Below are 14,904 nucleotides of genomic sequence, written 5' to 3' on the forward strand. Positions count from 1 at the left end.
GTGTCAGTCCCGCCAGGCCGTGTACGACATCACCGCGCCCGCCTTCAGCCGGTATTCGGGGTCGGCCCGGGTGGTCGTCAGCTCGATATCCAGCAGCCGTCCGTCGTCCGGGTCCAGGATGACCAGATACCGGCCGCCGTTGACACCGGGCATCCGGAACCCCTGCCCCTCCCGCCCCAGCCGGTCGGTGACCCGGCCCGCCGGGCGCATCCCCTCCACCCGGGACAGCAGGGTGGCGATGTCGGCGATCTGGCGCGGGCCCGGAGTCCACACCGACCGGAACGACTCGACCGCCGAGAGCAGCGACACCGGGTCCTCGTCCGCACCGGGCAGCCACGCGGCGAGATAGGAGCGCAACGCGGCGACACCGGCCGGAGGAGCCTCGAAGTAGTCCTCGTTGGCTCCGTAGGTGCCCTTCGGATAGTGCTCCCGGTGCAGCACCTTGCCGTCATGGACGGTACGGGGCGGTGTCGTGTCGTCGATGACCGGACGGCCCGGATAGCGGGGGTCGGTGGCCACTTCGAGCAGGGTGCCGCTGCCGTCCGCGTTCCATGTGGTCACCGACTCCACGGGTGCCGTGACCGGCGGCCGCGCGTCCTTGCCCGACTCCATCGCCATCGACCAGCGCTGCACATGGCTGCCCCGCACACTCCTGCCCTCGGCCGCCTCGGCCGCCGCCCGTGCCCGCCGGGCGATCTCCGCCAGCGGTACATCGGCCCGCGAGGTGTGCGCCACCAGTGGACGGGGCGCGGCCACCGCGGGGGTGGAGCCGCCGTCGGAGACGGTCAGCGCGAGGGCGAGGACGGCGGCCGCCGCCACGCCCTCGACGGCGAGCAGCCTGAACCGGACCGTACGGCGCCGCCGCTGGAGGCCCAGCCTCCGCAGCAGGAGTTCGGCGCGGGCGTCCAGCGGCCGGTCCCGCCAGGGCCCGGTCTCCGCGGACACGGGATCGGCACCGCGCAGGAGTTCCAGTTCATCGGTCATGGCCGTCCGTCCTTGTCGCTCGCCGTGCCGCCCGCGCATCCCCGCACGGCCGGGACCGTCCGTCGCAACTGATCGATCTCCGTTCGCAGCCGCCGCCGCGCCCGGTGCAGCCGCATGGCCGCAGCCGACCGGCCGCAGCCCAGCACCGTGCTCAATTCGTCCACGGACAGCTCCTCCCAGGCCGTCAGCCGCAGCACCTCCTGGTCGGCCTCGCCGAGCCGGGCCATCGCCTCCAGCACCCAGGAGCCCGGCCGTTCCGCGTCCGGGCTCGGCACCGTGCGCTGGCCACGGGTCATCTCGTGATGGCCCAGCCGGGCCAGCAGTCTGCGATAACGGCCGCGGCCGCGCACGGTGTTGGCCAGGCAGTGCCGGGCCACCCCGTACAGCCAGGGCAGGGGCGGCTCGGGTAGTTCACCACGGCGCCGCCAGGCCACCGCGAAGACCTCGGCGACGACCTCTTCGACATCCGCCGTCTGATCGCCGAGGCGACGTGCCACGAAGCGGCTGACCGCCCAGTAATGCTGGCGATAGGCGGCGTCGAAGGCTTCGTCGGTGCTCATGATCCGTTGGTGTCCGGCACAGCCCCGATCATCACACCTCTGGAAAAGAAAAAATTCAGCGGCCCTCCGTGACGATCCGAACAGTGCCGGACACCTACCGGGCATGAGTCACAACACTGTTGTCGCGGCGCCGCCGGAAGCCCTCCCGGCGCGCCGCACCCGGCCCGGGTCCGCGGTCGTCCGGTGGCTGACCACCACCGACCACAAGACGATCGGCACCCTCTATCTGGTCACCTCGTTCTCGTTCTTCTGCATCGGCGGGGTCATGGCGCTGCTGATGCGCGCCGAGCTGGCCCGTCCCGGTCTACAGCTGATGACGAACGAGCAGTTCAACCAGGCGTTCACCATGCATGGCACGATCATGCTGCTGATGTTCGCCACTCCGCTGTTCGCGGGGTTCGCCAACTGGATCATGCCGTTGCAGATCGGTGCGCCCGATGTGGCGTTCCCGCGGCTGAACATGTTCGCGTACTGGCTGTACCTCTTCGGCTCGCTGATCGCGGTGGGCGGCTTCCTCACTCCGCAGGGCGCGGCCGACTTCGGCTGGTTCGCCTACTCCCCGCTGTCGGACGCGGTCCGTTCCCCGGGTGTGGGCGCGGATATGTGGATCATGGGTCTGGCCTTCTCCGGTTTCGGCACGATCCTCGGTGCGGTCAACTTCATCACCACGATCATCTGCATGCGCGCCCCGGGTATGACGATGTTCCGGATGCCGATCTTCACCTGGAACGTCCTGCTCACCGGAGTGCTGGTGCTGCTGGCCTTCCCGGTGCTGGCCGCCGCGCTGTTCGCCCTGGAGGCGGACCGGAAATTCGGGGCGCATGTCTTCGACGCGGCCAATGGCGGCGCACTGCTCTGGCAGCACCTCTTCTGGTTCTTCGGCCATCCAGAGGTGTACATCATCGCGCTACCGTTCTTCGGGATCATTTCCGAGGTCATCCCGGTCTTCTCCCGCAAGCCGATGTTCGGCTACATCTCGCTGATCGCCGCGACGATATCCATCGCCGGTCTGTCGGTGACGGTCTGGGCGCACCATATGTATGTGACGGGCGGCGTGCTGCTGCCGTTCTTCTCCTTCATGACCCTGCTGATCGCGGTCCCGACCGGTATCAAGTTCTTCAACTGGATCGGCACGATGTGGAAGGGGTCGCTGAGCTTCGAGACCCCGATGCTCTGGGCGATCGGCTTCCTCATCACCTTTGTCTTCGGTGGACTCACCGGTGTCATCCTGGCCTCCGCCCCCTTGGACTTCCACGTCTCGGACACCTACTTCGTGGTGGCCCACTTCCACTACGTGGTGTTCGGGACCGTGGTGTTCGCGATGTTCGCCGGTTTCCACTTCTGGTGGCCGAAGTTCACCGGCAAGATGCTGGACGAGCGGCTCGGGAAAATCACCTTCTGGACGCTGTTCATCGGCTTCCACGGCACCTTCCTGGTCCAGCACTGGCTGGGCGCGGAAGGAATGCTCCGCAGGATCCCCGACTATCTGGCCGCCGACGGCTTCACCACGCTCAACACGCTGTCCACCATCAGCTCCTTCGTACTGGGCCTGTCGATCCTGCCGTTCCTCTACAACGTCTGGAAGACCGCCAGATACGGTGAGAAGGTCGGGACCGACGACCCCTGGGGGTACGGCCGTTCGCTGGAGTGGGCCACCTCCTGCCCCCCGCCGCGCCACAACTTCGCCGTGCTGCCGAAGATCCGCTCCGAATCCCCCGCCTTCGACCTCCATCATCCCGATCTCCACCCCGACGCCGACCGGAAGGAGGTCGTGGCGTGAGCACCGCCGGAGCCACCGAATCCGGGGGCGTCGCCGCCGGAATCAACGACATCGAGGGCTATCTGCTGCTCCACCGGGAACGGGATACCGCACGGGAGCGGGCCCGCCGCTTCACCGGGCGGCTGGACTGGCTGACCTCCGCCCAGCGGGCGGAGGTCGAACGCCACTACGTCCAGGAGCAGCTGACCGTCACCGAGCAGAATCTGCGCCAGATGGCACGCCGCTGTGATGAACTCCGCGCCGAGTACCGGGAGGTCTACCGGGCGCTGCGCCGCCGTCTGCTGCTGGCCTGCCTGCTGGCGGGATGTGCCCTGCTTCTCTTCCTCGCCGTCACAGCTCCGGCTCTCGCGGCGGGGTAGTCCGGGTCCCGGGCCGCAGGGACGGTGGCGTCGTGTGCACCGTCCCCGTCCCGGGGCGGAAGTCGAAGCTGGACGGGGGAGTCCCGCGCAGCGCCTCCTCGGTGTAGGAGCTCCACAGCGAGGCCACCTGGTCGTCGCGGCCGGTGCCCGCCAGCCTGATCTGCTTGCGCGTCTTCGGGTCCTCGCCGAACAGCGCCATCGAGGTGACCAGTCGCGGGGTGTAGCCGATGAACCAGGATGCCTTCTTGTCGTCGGAGACCCCGCCCTTGCCCGCGAAGGGCCGGTTGACGGGGTGTGCCGCGGACGGCTCCTCGTCCTCGATCAGTCGGTTGGTGATCATGTCGGTCGTGGCCCGGTCGACCACCCGGTCGCCCACCGCGGCCGGCGGATCCGCCTTCTCCTCGCCCCGTACGGCGGACTTCACCAGCGACGGGGTGACCCGCTTGCCGTGCTGGGCGAATGTGGCGTAGACCCCGGCCATCCGCAGCGGACTGGAACCCATCAGCCCCAGCCGCACCGCCTGGTGGGACCGGAATCCATCGCCCTCGGTGTCCATGCCGAGGGCCTCGGCGGTGCGGCGCGTCGCCGCCGGTGAGCTGGGAATGGGGGCGCCGCGCTCCTTGCCCTGCATCATCGCGGCGGTGAAGACCGGTTCGAAGACGGGACCCACCTGGTAGTCACCGCGGGTGGCGTTGTTGACGTAGTGCTTGGTGTAGTCCCGGCCGCCGTAGAGGGCGAGGACCCGGCCGTTCCTCGGGTCCATCGAAACCGCGCCACCCTGGACGTTCTTGGTATCCCTGCCCCGCTTGCCGCCGGCACCGGGCTTGCCGAGCGCCGACGTCATGGACTCCTCCAGCGCCCGCTGTTTGGCGGGGTCGATATGGAGCGTGATCGTCCAGCCTCCGGCGGCGAGTTCCTGTTCGCTCACCCCCGAGGCGATCAGCTCGCTGCGGGCCGCGTCGACCAGATATCCGGCTTGGCCGCCGAGGCCGGGGGCGGGCTTGGGCTCGACCGGCACCGGGAAGCGCATCCGCTCCCGCTCCGCCCGGTCCAGCCAGCCCATCTCGACCATGTTGTTCAGCACATAGTTCCAGCGCTGTACGGCCCGCCGCTTGCCCTGTTTGCTCGCCACCGCCCAGTCGTACTGGCTGGGGGCCTGCACCAGCGCCGCCAGATAGGCGCCCTCCTCGACCGTGAGGTCATCGACGTCCTTGTCGTAGTACGCGCGGGCCGCGGCCTGGATGCCATAGGCGACCCGGCCGAAGTAACTGGTGTTCAGATACCCGACGAGGATGTCGTCCTTGGCGTTGCGCTGGTCGACCTTGAGCGAGATCACCAGCTCCTTGATCTTGCGGCTGACGGTCTGTTCCTGGCTCAGGTAGTAGTTCTTGACGTACTGCTGGGTGATGGTCGAACCGCCCTGTGTGCCCTTCCCGGTCATGGTGTTGACCAAGCCGCGTGCCACACCCATCGGATCGACGCCCGAGTCCTGGTAGAAGGACTTGTTCTCGGCCGCGACGAAGGCGCGCTGCACCGGCTTGGGCACCCGGCTGATGGACACCATCTCCCGGTTGATCTCGCCCGTGCGGGCCAGGATCGTACCGTCGCTGAACTTGTAGACGTTGCTCTGCGCCTTCGCCTGGGCATTGGCCCGGGGAATGTCGATGGAGTAGTAGAGCACCGTGAACGCCCCGATGAGCAGGGCGAGCAGGGAGACGACATAGGCCAGCAGCTTCCGCCAGGTGAAGAGGCGGCGTATCCCGGTCCGCCGTACCGGCCGCTTCGGGCGCCGCCGTCTCGCGTGCCCGGGACCGTCCGTCCGCGTCGCCTCGCGTGCCTCCGCCGGAATCGGCGAGCGCCGTGCGCGTAGAGCGGTCAGCGGACCTGTCATACCGGGAGCACCTCCGTCGATCCCGCCGAACGGAGTGCGCGGCGGGCCGCCGTCATCCTCCGCAGGGAAGATCTTCGGATCCGCACCACGAGAACTCGGCCCGGGATCGGCCGTCCCTCGACTGCCTCTCGACCGTGTATCAGTCCGGTATCGGCGTGTGGGCCGGGGCTGCGGGCAGCCGGAGCGTGGCCACCGCACCGCCGTCCGGCGCGTTGCCGAACTCCAGCGCCGCGCCGATCACCCGGGCCTGACCCACCGCGATCGTCAGCCCCAGGCCATGGCCGCGGCCGCGCTCGCGGACCCCGGTGCGGAACCGCTGCGGACCGTTGTCCAGCAGGTCGTCCGGATAGCCGGAGCCGTGGTCCCGTACGGTCACCGTCCTGCCGTCCGCGGCCACCGTCACCTCGACCGGCTCCCGGCCGTGCCGATGGGCGTTGACCACGAGGTTGGACACGATGCGCTCCAGCCGCCGGGGGTCGGTGCACACCCGCGCGCCGTCCGCCGCCGTGTCCGTGTCCTCCGGCCCGGCCGCCGGGGTGCGCAGCCGGGCGGTGAGACCCGTGCGGGCGATCACCTCCTCCAGCAGGGGCCCGAGGGGACAGGGCGACAGATCCGCCTCCTCCGCCCCGGCGTCCAGCCGTGAGATCTCCAGCAGATCCTCGACCAGGGTGCTCAGCACCCGCACCCGGTCCCGCACATAACCGGCCGCCTCACCGGGCGGCAGCAGTTCGGCGGCGGTGACCAGCCCCATCAGCGGGGTGCGCAGCTCATGCGCGACATCGGCGGTGAACCGCTGCTCACCGCGGAGCCGTTCCTGGAGCGCCGCCGCCATCGAGTCCACGGCCCCGGAGATCTCGGCGATCTCGTCCTGGGGCCGGGTGTCGGCGGAGATCCGGGCGTCCAGGTCACCGGCGGCGATCCGGCGCGCGGTGGCCGCCGCGGTGCGCAGCCGACGGCTCATCCGCTCGGCGGTCAGCACTCCCAGTGGCAGCACCACGGCGGTGCTCATCAGACCGGCCAGGATGATGTTGGTGTCCAGTGCGCCGATGTCCCGCATCGGGGTGCTCATATCGACATGTACGGAGAGCACCCGGCCGCCGGGGGCGGGGCGGGCGGCCCACATCGCGGGGCCGCCGGAGCCGCTGGTGAACTGGGTGCCCTGATGGCCCCGTTCGACCAGCCGCCGCAGACCGCCGGGCAGCTCGGGCGCGTCCATGACGGCACCGGAACCCTGGACGCCGCCGGTGCGGGCGTAGATGAGCGCGGCCCGGTCCAGGGTGGTCCGGGCGGCGTCCCGCGCCTGGGACAGCTCCCGGTCCCGTGAGGCGTGGTGCACCAGAACACCGATCGCCACCGCGACGGTGCAGGTGGCCGCCGCCACCAGCGCGGCGATTCGCCATCGCAGGGCCATGGTCAGCGCCGCAGCTTGTAGCCGAAGCCACGGACCGTTTCGATCCGCTCGGCGCCGATCTTCGCCCGGAGCCGCTGCACATGGAGGTCGACCACCCGGGTGTCGCCCTGCCACGCATGGTCCCAGACCCGGCTGAGCAGCGTCCGGCGCTCCAGGACGACGCCCGGTGAACCCGCGAACTCCAGCAGCATCCGCAGTTCGGTGGGGGTCAGCGCGAGCGGCCGTCCCTCGCGCCGCACCTCCATGCCCCGGGTGTCGATGGTCAGATCCCCGAACACGAGGCTGTCCGGCTCGTCCTGGGGCTCCGCGCCGTCCGCCCGGCCCGCCGCCCCGGCGCGGACGACCGGGGCGAACGAGGCACGGCGCAGCAGCGAACGGATCCGGGCCACCAGCACCGCGCTCTCGCACGGCTTGACCACATAGTCGTCGGCGCCCGCCTCCAGGCCGGAGACGACGTCCAGCGAATCACCCCGGGCGGACATCATCAGGATCGGGGCGAGGCTGAACTCGCGGACCCTGCGGCACAGTCCGATACCGTCCAGCTCGGGCAGCATGATGTCCAGCAGCAGCAGATCGGGCTGTACCTCACGGAAGACCTCGAGGCCGGTGAGGCCGTCGCCCGCGGTGTGCACGGTGAAGCCGTAGCGCCCGAGCGCCATCCGCACCGTGTTGCGGATGACCTCGTCGTCCTCGACGAGCAGGATGCGCGCCTCGGACGTGGCCCCGGGGACGTTCACGGACCCGGGCGGGGGGAAGGCGGGGGTCATGGCTTCTTCCTCGTCTCCGTGCTGGTGTCCGGGCCGCTGCCGGAGCCGTCCCGCGGGGCCAGTCCGGGGTCGGGTGTGCCGATCACGTCGGGGGGCAGGCCCTCCGGCGGGCTGGTGGTCCCGTCCGGTGTAACGGCCGCCATCACCTCGCCGTTCCAGTGGAAGCGGGTGGTGTAGCGGCCCGTGGCACTGGTCGCGGTGATCAGCAGATCGCGGCCGTAGGTGTCACCGCCGAGACCGAGTGGGCCCCAGAAGATCAGGATCGGCCGGACCGTCCGTCCCGACACCGCGTAGATCTCCAACAACGTCCGGTCGAACTTCGGCAGATCGACCGCGACCACCATCTCGTCCCGCCCGTCCCCGGTCAGATCGCGGTACTCGGGTTCGCGCAGCGGACAGTACGACTTCGGGCACGGCTTCACCGACATCTGGACGAAGGACGTCACATTGGGGTCGAGCATCAGCAGGTTCTTCGCCGACAGCGCGGTCACCCCGGCCTTGGGCACCCGGACCTTCTCGAGGGGCAGATAACGGGCGTAGGTGGGGGCGGCCTTGTCCGGTCGTCCGGGCGCCGGGGTGTCATCGGGCCACAGCGGGGAGGCGCTGGTGGGCGCGGACAGCCTGGGCGCCGGGCCGCCGTCGCGCGGCCCGGCCGGAGGCGCGCAGTTGGCCACGCCCGCGGCCACACCGCCCGCCACCAGAACGCAGAGGACACCACGCGCCAGCCGGGCCCGGAGGGGGAGCCGGGCCGCGCGCCGCTCGGAGGGGGAGAAGTGCATAGCCCGGCCAGCCTACTGAGCGCCTCTCCGCGCCCGGAACATCGGGGCAAGAACGGCTGATGGCCGACGGGACGTGCCCGTCGGCCACCACAACGCTGCCCGGATCATGCCCGAATCTCCGCTCGGGGCGGGTCGGGCCGGGCCCTACTTCACGAAGTCCGGCGGCACCGTGGCGGGCCAGGTGCCCACCGTCAGCATCCCCGCGGCATACGCCCGTGCGACCAGAGCCGCCCGGTTGGGGGCCTTCAGCTTCCGCAGCATCGACCCCACGTGGTACTCCACGCCCTGTCGGCTCAGATAGAGCTTCCCGGCCAGTTCCTGCGTCGAGGCACCGGTCGCCACGCCCTCGAGTATCCGAGCCTCCAGGGGCGACAACAGGGTGCGCTGGCCGGGCAGTGTGCCGTGGGCCCGGACGTCATCCGGTTTGATCAGCACGACGATGGCCGACAGCCGGTGGGACCGGCCCTGGATCGCGGTGCCCGTCAGTTCGCCGGAAAAGACGTGGTCACGTGAGCGGTAGCCCATGACGCGCTCGGTGAAGCGGGTACGCCGCCCATCGTGCAGCCGGGAGAAGTGCTCCCGTAGCACGGCCGGTGCGCTGGGGTGCAGCAGGTCGAACAGATGGCGGCCGCACAGGTCGGCCGAAGAGCCTCCGAAATGACGGAAGAAGTCGTGGTCCGCGGCCAGCACTTGGAGACCGGGTGCGAGAGTGGCCATGCCGGTGGCGTGCCGTGGGGCGGCGCGCACTGCTGCAACGGCTCGGCCGGGTACGACCCGGGCACTGTGGGGGACGGCCAAGGGGCTCACCGCTTTCCTGGGGAGTTCGCGTGACGGGTGTTAGATGAGCTTCTGGGTGTATACCAATGATCTGGGCCAATCCCCGTGACCGTTTCCCCGGTACGCGTGACCGTTTATGCCCGAACGCCCTTGGCCGGACGGCGCCTTGACGCACCGTCCGGCAGGGGGTACCGGTACGGACCGGTGTACGGGGAAAGCCGGTGTACGGGGGCGGCGTCGCTAGGCCGTGGCCTTGCGGGTCCCGGACGGTGGGGCCATGGCGCCACCGCGGCGCAGTACCGCGTAGCCCACGCCGATGCCGACCGCCACCGGCCACTCGAGCACCTCCACGGCGCCGAGTGCGCCGAGCCCCGCGTACAGGGGCAGTCCGCCCTTGGCGGGCAGCACCCGGCGGGCGACGTTGAAAGGCATCATGGCCGCGTGTGCGGCGCCACCGGCGGCGCGGGTCGTGGCGTGGCCCACGGTCTTGAGCGTCGGCATGGTGACGGTGACCGTGCGCAGGCCGTCGCTGCGCGAGGTGGACATCGCCTTGGCCGCCTTGGCCGTCTGCGAGCGCTTCGCGGTCTTCTGGGCCTTCGTGTTCCGCGTCTTCTTGGCCGATGGCCCGGCCGATGTCTTCGCCGCCTTGGCCGTTTTGGCCGTCGACGTGGCCGCGGTCCTGGATGCCGTCTTGGCCGTCGACTTGGCCGTTGACGCACTCTTCTTGGCCGCCGTCGCCGACTTGGCCGCGGCCGTCGACGCGCTCTTCCTGGCCGTCGACGCGGTCTTCTTGGCCGTGGCGGCTGAGGCGCGCTTGGTGGCCGCCCCGGTCGAGGTGCCGCTCTTGGCCCGGCCGCCGCCCCCGGACTTCGCCGTGGCGCCGGTCCTGGTGGCCGTACCGGCCGTCTTCGTCTGTGCCGCCTTCGTCTGTGCCGATTTGGGCGCGGCCCGGGACTTCGCCGGCGTACCGCCGGAGCCCGCCGCTGCCTTCGCGGTCGCCGGGGAACCGCCCCGGCCGGAACTGGTGGGAGTGGTCACTTGTCTCACGTCCACACGTGATGAGCGTCGGAATCTTCTTCCCTTTTCAGGGTAATCGTGATGAACCGGGCAGGCTGCCCGGGGAGCGGAGGTCTCGTCGATGTCACCGCTGTCTGGACTGCATCTGCCCATGTCATCCCTGCTGTCGCCGATCACGGACAGCGTGTCCGCCGGGGCGCGCGCCGCCGCTGCCGTAGGGCGGCTGATCCGCTCCACGGAGCGCGGTATCTGGTCCTACCCGGGGCGTTACTACATCGAGGTGCACGGAGTGCACGGCATCGGCGGGGAGCAGGTGGCACGGCGGGTGGAGCGGGCCCTCGAGGAGCACGCACGGGTGCTGTGGGCCCGGGTGAACGCGCCCTCCGAGCGGGTCGTCGTGGCAGTGGCCTCCCCGCCCCCGTCCGAGCTGGAGCTGACGGCGCTGGTCGAGCGGGCGGAAGCGCAGGCGGCCACCGCCCCCGGTGACGAGTTCGACGAATGGGCGCCGGAGGCCCGCCACCCCTCGGGCGGGCCCAGGGACGCCCAGTCCCTGTCCGTCCTGGCCGCCGATGTGGTGGGCCTGAGCGTGGCCACCGCGCTGCGCCTGACACCGTGGCTGAAACTGCCCACCGAGGTGGGCGCCACCGTGTCCGCGATCCAGAACCATCCGCGGCTGCGGCGGCTCGCCCTGGCCCTCACCCGCGGGGAGCCCACCCAGGCCACCCTGCCCGTGCTCAGCGCGCTGACCCAGGGCATCGCCACCCGGGGCGGCGGACTCGCCCTGGACCTCCTGGAGCGGATGGCCCTGTGGCGGGAGGCGAGCGCCGAGGGCGAGGCATGGGCGGCGATGGAACCGCAGCTGGTGCACGGGCCCCAGGACGTGGTGGCCGAGCCCATCGTCGTCGAACGCCCGGGGCCCGTCCCCAGGGACCGCATGGAGGTCTTCGCCGAGCGCTCCATGACCGCCGGAGCGCTGGCCGGGGCGCTGAGCATGCCGTTCGCCGGACCCCGCCGGGGCCTGGCCGTCGCGTTCTCGTCCATCCCCAAGGCGCCCGGCGCCGGCCGGGAGGGGTTCGCGACCAGCCTCGGCCGGTTCCTCGCGCTGCGCGGGGTGCTGGCCATGGACCGCAGCTCCCTGCGGCGGCTGGGACAGGTGGACACCGTCGTACTGGACGAGGCCGCGCTCCGGGGCGACCGCTACGAACCCATCGACCTGGAGCTCCTCGGAGGCGCGGACCCCGAGCGGACCACCGAGCGGCTCTTCGACCTCTTCGACCCCGACGCGCCCCTGGAGCTCCGCCGGGACGACGGCTGGGTGCTCGGCCCGCTGGACCGGCTCGAGCTGACCGGACGCAACGGCCAGAAGGCCGCGGGAAAGCTCCGCCGCAAGGGCGCCGAGCGGGTGCTCGGCCTGGCCGAGGGGCGCAGCCTGAAGGCGGTGGCGGGGCTGGCCGCCCAGGCGGTCCCGGGTGCCGAGGCGGTGGCCGCCGCCGCCCGCCGGGCGGGCGCGCGGATCGTCCTGGCCACCGACCGTCCACATCCGACGGCCTTCACCTTCGCCGACGCGGTGGCCCCGGCCGGCCGCCGCCTGGTGGCCTCCGTACGCGCCCTCCAGGCCGAGGGCGCGAGGGTGCTGCTGCTCTCCGGCAACCGCCGGGCGCTGGGCGCCGCCGACTGCGGTGTCGGGGTGCACCGCGAGGGCGAGCCCCCGGCCTGGGGCGCCCATCTGCTGGTCGGCGCGGATCTGGAATCGGCCGGGCTCATCGTGGACGCCGTGGGCGTGGCCGCGCGGGTGGACCGGGAGAGCGCCCTGCTCTCGGCCAGCGGCAGCGGCATCGGCGCCGTCGCCGCCCTCAAGGCACCGCCCCGCCAGGCCACGGCCCGCGGCGCCGGCGCGGGCACCGCCGCCGGGACCATGGCCTTCGGCCTGGGAGCCTGGCGCGCCCGGCAGTTGCTCGCCCGCCCCATGGTGCCGCCGGTGACCACCACCCCCTGGCATCTGATGCCCGTGCCCCGGGTGCTGGAGCGGCTGAGCACCGGCACCGACGGGTTGAGCGCGGAGCAGGCCGCCGTACGCGCCGGGGTCAGCCCGCGCACCGGTGAACCGACCGGCACCAATCTGCCCTCGGCGTTCATCGAGGAGCTGGCCAACCCCCTGACCCCCGTCCTCGCCGCCGGGGCCGCGCTCGCCGCCGCCGTGGGCTCACGCACCGACGCCGCACTCGTGGCCGCCATCACCGGCACCTCCGCTCTTGTCGGGGGCTTCCAGCGGGTCAGGACGGAAAAGGCGCTCGCGGAGCTGTTCGCCCGCTCCGCGGTCGGCGCCCGGGTACGCCGTGGCGGTGCCGAACGCCTGGTCACGGCCGGTGCCCTGGTCCCCGGGGACATCATCGCGCTGGGCCCGGAGGATGTGGTGCCCGCCGACTGCCGGCTGCTGGAGACCGACGGCCTGGAGGTCGATGAATCGTCGCTGACGGGTGAGTCCCTGCCGGTGGCCAAGGACCCGGCGCCGGTGGTCGCGGCACACCTCACCGAGCGCACCTCGATGCTCTACGAGGGCACCACCGTCTCGGCCGGGCGGGCCCAGGCCGTCGTGGTGGCCATCGGACCCTCCACCGAGGTCGGCCGGAGCCTGGCCACCGCCCGCCAGGCCGCCCCCGTCACCGGCGTCGAGGCCCGGCTGACCTCGCTCACCCGGTCCAGTCTGCCCATCGCGCTGGGATCGGCCGCCGCCGTCTCCGGCGCCGGACTGCTGCACGGCCATCCGCTCACCGAGAACCTCGCCTCCGCGGTCAACCTCGCCGTCGCCTCCGTACCCGAAGGGCTTCCGTTCCTGGTCAACGCGGCCCAACTGGCCGCCGCCCGCCGACTGGCCGATCTCGGCGCCCTGGTCCGCAACCCCCGCACCATCGAGGCGCTCGGCCGCGCCGAGGTGCTGTGCTTCGACAAGACCGGCACTCTCACCGAGGGCACCCTCCAGCTCGCCGCCGTCAGCGACGGCGGTGGCCCGCTCCCCGCCGACCGGCTCGACTCACCCAGCAAGGGCGTGCTCGCCGCGGCCCTGCGAGCCACCCCGCCCGCCCGGCAGTCGGAGCCCATGGCCCACCAGACCGACCGCGCGGTCGTCGCCGGGGCCCGCCGGGCCGGGGTCGCCGTGCGCCGGGGCGCGCCCCGCTGGCGGCGTACCGACTCGCTGCCCTTCGAACCCTCCCGCGCCTACCACGCCACCGCCGGAACCACTGTCCGCGGCACCCTGCTCAGTGTGAAGGGGGCGCCGGAAGGGGTGCTGGGCCGCTGTGTCCGGCGGCAGACACCGGGCCAGCCCGCCGCCACCGAACTGGACGACGCCGCCGTACGCGAACTGACCGCGGCCGCCGAGAAACTGGCCGGTGCCGGACGCCGTGTGCTGGCGGTGGCCGAACGCCCCATGCGCACGGGCGAGGAGCTCACCGACCAATCCGTGGGCGACCTGGTGTTCCTCGGGTTCATCGCGCTCGCCGACCCGGTCCGCACCGGCGCCGCCCCCGCCACCGCGCGGCTGCGCGACGCGGGTGTGCAGACCGTGATGCTCACCGGGGACCACCCGGCCACCGCGGACGCCATCGCCGCCACCGTCATCGACACCCCCGACCCGAAGGTGTGCACCGGGCCCGAGCTGGACGAGATGGACGACACCGCACTCGACGCGCTGCTGCCCACGGTGGATGTCATCGCCCGGTGCAGTCCCCACCACAAGGTCCGGATCGTCCAGGCCTACCAGCGGCTGGGCCGGGTCGTGGCGATGACCGGCGACGGCGCCAACGACGCCCCCGCCATCCGGCTCGCGGACGTCGGCATCGCGCTGGGACGGCGCGGCACCCCCGCCGCGACCGCCGCCGCGGACCTGGTCGTCACAGACGACCGGCTGGAGACCATCGTGTCGGCCCTGATGGAGGGGCGCGCCATGTGGGCGTCGGTGCGGGCCGCGCTCGCCATCCTCATCGGCGGCAACTTCGGCGAGGTCACCTTCAGCGTGCTGGCCTCCGCGCTCACCGGCAGCACCCCGCTGAGCGCCCGGCAGATCATGCTGGTCAACCTGTTGACCGACCTCGCCCCGGCGCTGGCCATCGCGGTCCGCGAACCCACCGGCCACACCGGCGAACGGCTGCTCAAGGAGGGCCCGAGCCGTTCCCTGGGCACCGCGCTGACCAAGGAGATGCTGCTCCGCGGCCTCATCACGGCCGCCGGTGCCGGGATGGCGTGGACCGGTGCTCGGCTCACCGGCCGCCGCCAACGGGCCCGGACGGTGGCACTGGCCGCGCTGGTCGGCACCCAGCTGGCGCAGACCCTGGCCACCGGCGGACTGGACCGGCATGTGCTGATCGCGGGCCTGGGCTCCGCCGCGATCCTCGCCGCCATCATCCAGACACCGGGCGTCAGCCACTTCTTCGGCTGTACCCCGCTCGGCCCGCTGGCCTGGGGCATCACCCTCGGCTCGATCGCGGCGGCCACGCTCTTCGGGTCGGCGCTGACACCGTTCGCCCGTGAACTGGCCCTCCAGCGGCCCGGATCGGAGGACGAGGACGCATAACGCCCCCGA

The 14,904-nt window shown here is 71.9% G+C and carries 12 protein-coding genes; 4 read left to right on the forward strand and 8 right to left on the reverse strand.

Annotated features, from left to right (window positions below; translation table 11 throughout):
- Positions 1 to 3: 3 nt before the first annotated feature.
- Entirely contained in the window at positions 4 to 984 is a 981-nt protein-coding gene (locus AB0C66_RS34995; protein WP_362448288.1) for a CU044_5270 family protein, read from the reverse strand.
- Complete coding sequence (locus AB0C66_RS35000; RefSeq protein ID WP_362448291.1) at positions 981 to 1,544, reverse strand: sigma-70 family RNA polymerase sigma factor; 564 nt, start codon at positions 1,542 to 1,544, stop codon at positions 981 to 983. Before AB0C66_RS35000 ends, AB0C66_RS34995 begins: the two co-directional genes overlap by 4 nt.
- Positions 1,545 to 1,647: 103 nt before the next feature.
- Between AB0C66_RS35000 and ctaD the strand changes: the two genes are divergently transcribed.
- Positions 1,648 to 3,324, forward strand: a complete 1,677-nt coding sequence (gene ctaD, locus AB0C66_RS35005) for a cytochrome c oxidase subunit I (RefSeq protein WP_362448294.1) — start codon at positions 1,648 to 1,650, stop codon at positions 3,322 to 3,324.
- Positions 3,321 to 3,683, forward strand: coding sequence for a hypothetical protein (locus AB0C66_RS35010; protein WP_362448297.1), 363 nt, complete (start codon positions 3,321 to 3,323; stop codon positions 3,681 to 3,683). The genes ctaD and AB0C66_RS35010 overlap by 4 nt, the downstream gene beginning before the upstream one ends.
- On the opposite strand, the gene AB0C66_RS35015 is transcribed toward AB0C66_RS35010, so the two are convergent.
- From AB0C66_RS35015 to AB0C66_RS35040, 6 genes are all read right to left on the reverse strand, one after another.
- The gene (locus tag AB0C66_RS35015; RefSeq protein ID WP_362448300.1) at positions 3,655 to 5,574 is read right to left on the reverse strand and encodes a transglycosylase domain-containing protein; all 1,920 of its coding nucleotides are present in this window, start codon (positions 5,572 to 5,574) and stop codon (positions 3,655 to 3,657) included. The two genes, AB0C66_RS35010 and AB0C66_RS35015, sit on opposite strands and share 29 nt — an antisense overlap.
- Before the next feature lie 139 nt (positions 5,575 to 5,713).
- Positions 5,714 to 6,985 carry a HAMP domain-containing sensor histidine kinase gene (locus tag AB0C66_RS35020; protein WP_362448303.1) on the reverse strand — a complete coding sequence of 424 codons (1,272 nt, stop codon included), beginning with the start codon at positions 6,983 to 6,985 and terminating at the stop codon, positions 5,714 to 5,716.
- A 2-nt stretch (positions 6,986 to 6,987) separates the two neighbouring features.
- Entirely contained in the window at positions 6,988 to 7,752 is a 765-nt protein-coding gene (cseB, locus tag AB0C66_RS35025) for a two-component system response regulator CseB (protein WP_362448306.1), read from the reverse strand.
- Complete coding sequence (locus tag AB0C66_RS35030; RefSeq protein WP_362448309.1) at positions 7,749 to 8,531, reverse strand: hypothetical protein; 783 nt, start codon at positions 8,529 to 8,531, stop codon at positions 7,749 to 7,751. The genes cseB and AB0C66_RS35030 overlap by 4 nt, the downstream gene beginning before the upstream one ends.
- A gap of 144 nt (positions 8,532 to 8,675) precedes the next feature.
- On the reverse strand, positions 8,676 to 9,248 hold the full coding sequence (locus tag AB0C66_RS35035; RefSeq protein WP_362448312.1) for a LuxR C-terminal-related transcriptional regulator: 573 nt from the start codon (positions 9,246 to 9,248) through the stop codon (positions 8,676 to 8,678).
- A gap of 300 nt (positions 9,249 to 9,548) precedes the next feature.
- Complete coding sequence (locus AB0C66_RS35040; protein ID WP_362448315.1) at positions 9,549 to 9,854, reverse strand: hypothetical protein; 306 nt, start codon at positions 9,852 to 9,854, stop codon at positions 9,549 to 9,551.
- Between AB0C66_RS35040 and AB0C66_RS35045 the strand changes: the two genes are divergently transcribed.
- Together AB0C66_RS35045 and AB0C66_RS35050 are read left to right on the forward strand one after the other, a co-directional pair.
- Positions 9,847 to 10,401 carry a hypothetical protein gene (locus AB0C66_RS35045; protein ID WP_362448318.1) on the forward strand — a complete coding sequence of 185 codons (555 nt, stop codon included), beginning with the start codon at positions 9,847 to 9,849 and terminating at the stop codon, positions 10,399 to 10,401. The genes AB0C66_RS35040 and AB0C66_RS35045 overlap by 8 nt on opposite strands.
- A gap of 45 nt (positions 10,402 to 10,446) precedes the next feature.
- Positions 10,447 to 14,895 carry a cation-transporting P-type ATPase gene (locus AB0C66_RS35050; protein ID WP_362448321.1) on the forward strand — a complete coding sequence of 1,483 codons (4,449 nt, stop codon included), beginning with the start codon at positions 10,447 to 10,449 and terminating at the stop codon, positions 14,893 to 14,895.
- Positions 14,896 to 14,904 lie beyond the last annotated feature (9 nt).

Origin of the sequence: Streptomyces sp. NPDC048636 (genome assembly GCF_040650655.1) — a bacterium.
Classification (GTDB): Bacteria; Actinomycetota; Actinomycetes; order Streptomycetales; family Streptomycetaceae; genus Streptomyces.

Bases quoted from the DNA above. Each gene is read 5' to 3' on its own strand.
- AB0C66_RS34995 (WP_362448288.1), bottom strand. From the start codon at position 984: ATGACCGATGAACTGGAACTCCTGCGCGGTGCCGATCCCGTGTCCGCG.
- AB0C66_RS35000 (WP_362448291.1), bottom strand. From the start codon at position 1,544: ATGAGCACCGACGAAGCCTTCGACGCCGCCTATCGCCAGCATTACTGG.
- ctaD (WP_362448294.1), top strand. From the start codon at position 1,648: ATGAGTCACAACACTGTTGTCGCGGCGCCGCCGGAAGCCCTCCCGGCG.
- AB0C66_RS35015 (WP_362448300.1), bottom strand. From the start codon at position 5,574: ATGACAGGTCCGCTGACCGCTCTACGCGCACGGCGCTCGCCGATTCCG.
- AB0C66_RS35020 (WP_362448303.1), bottom strand. From the start codon at position 6,985: ATGGCCCTGCGATGGCGAATCGCCGCGCTGGTGGCGGCGGCCACCTGC.
- cseB (WP_362448306.1), bottom strand. From the start codon at position 7,752: ATGACCCCCGCCTTCCCCCCGCCCGGGTCCGTGAACGTCCCCGGGGCC.
- AB0C66_RS35030 (WP_362448309.1), bottom strand. From the start codon at position 8,531: ATGCACTTCTCCCCCTCCGAGCGGCGCGCGGCCCGGCTCCCCCTCCGG.
- AB0C66_RS35035 (WP_362448312.1), bottom strand. From the start codon at position 9,248: ATGGCCACTCTCGCACCCGGTCTCCAAGTGCTGGCCGCGGACCACGAC.
- AB0C66_RS35040 (WP_362448315.1), bottom strand. From the start codon at position 9,854: ATGTCCACCTCGCGCAGCGACGGCCTGCGCACGGTCACCGTCACCATG.
- AB0C66_RS35050 (WP_362448321.1), top strand. From the start codon at position 10,447: ATGTCACCGCTGTCTGGACTGCATCTGCCCATGTCATCCCTGCTGTCG.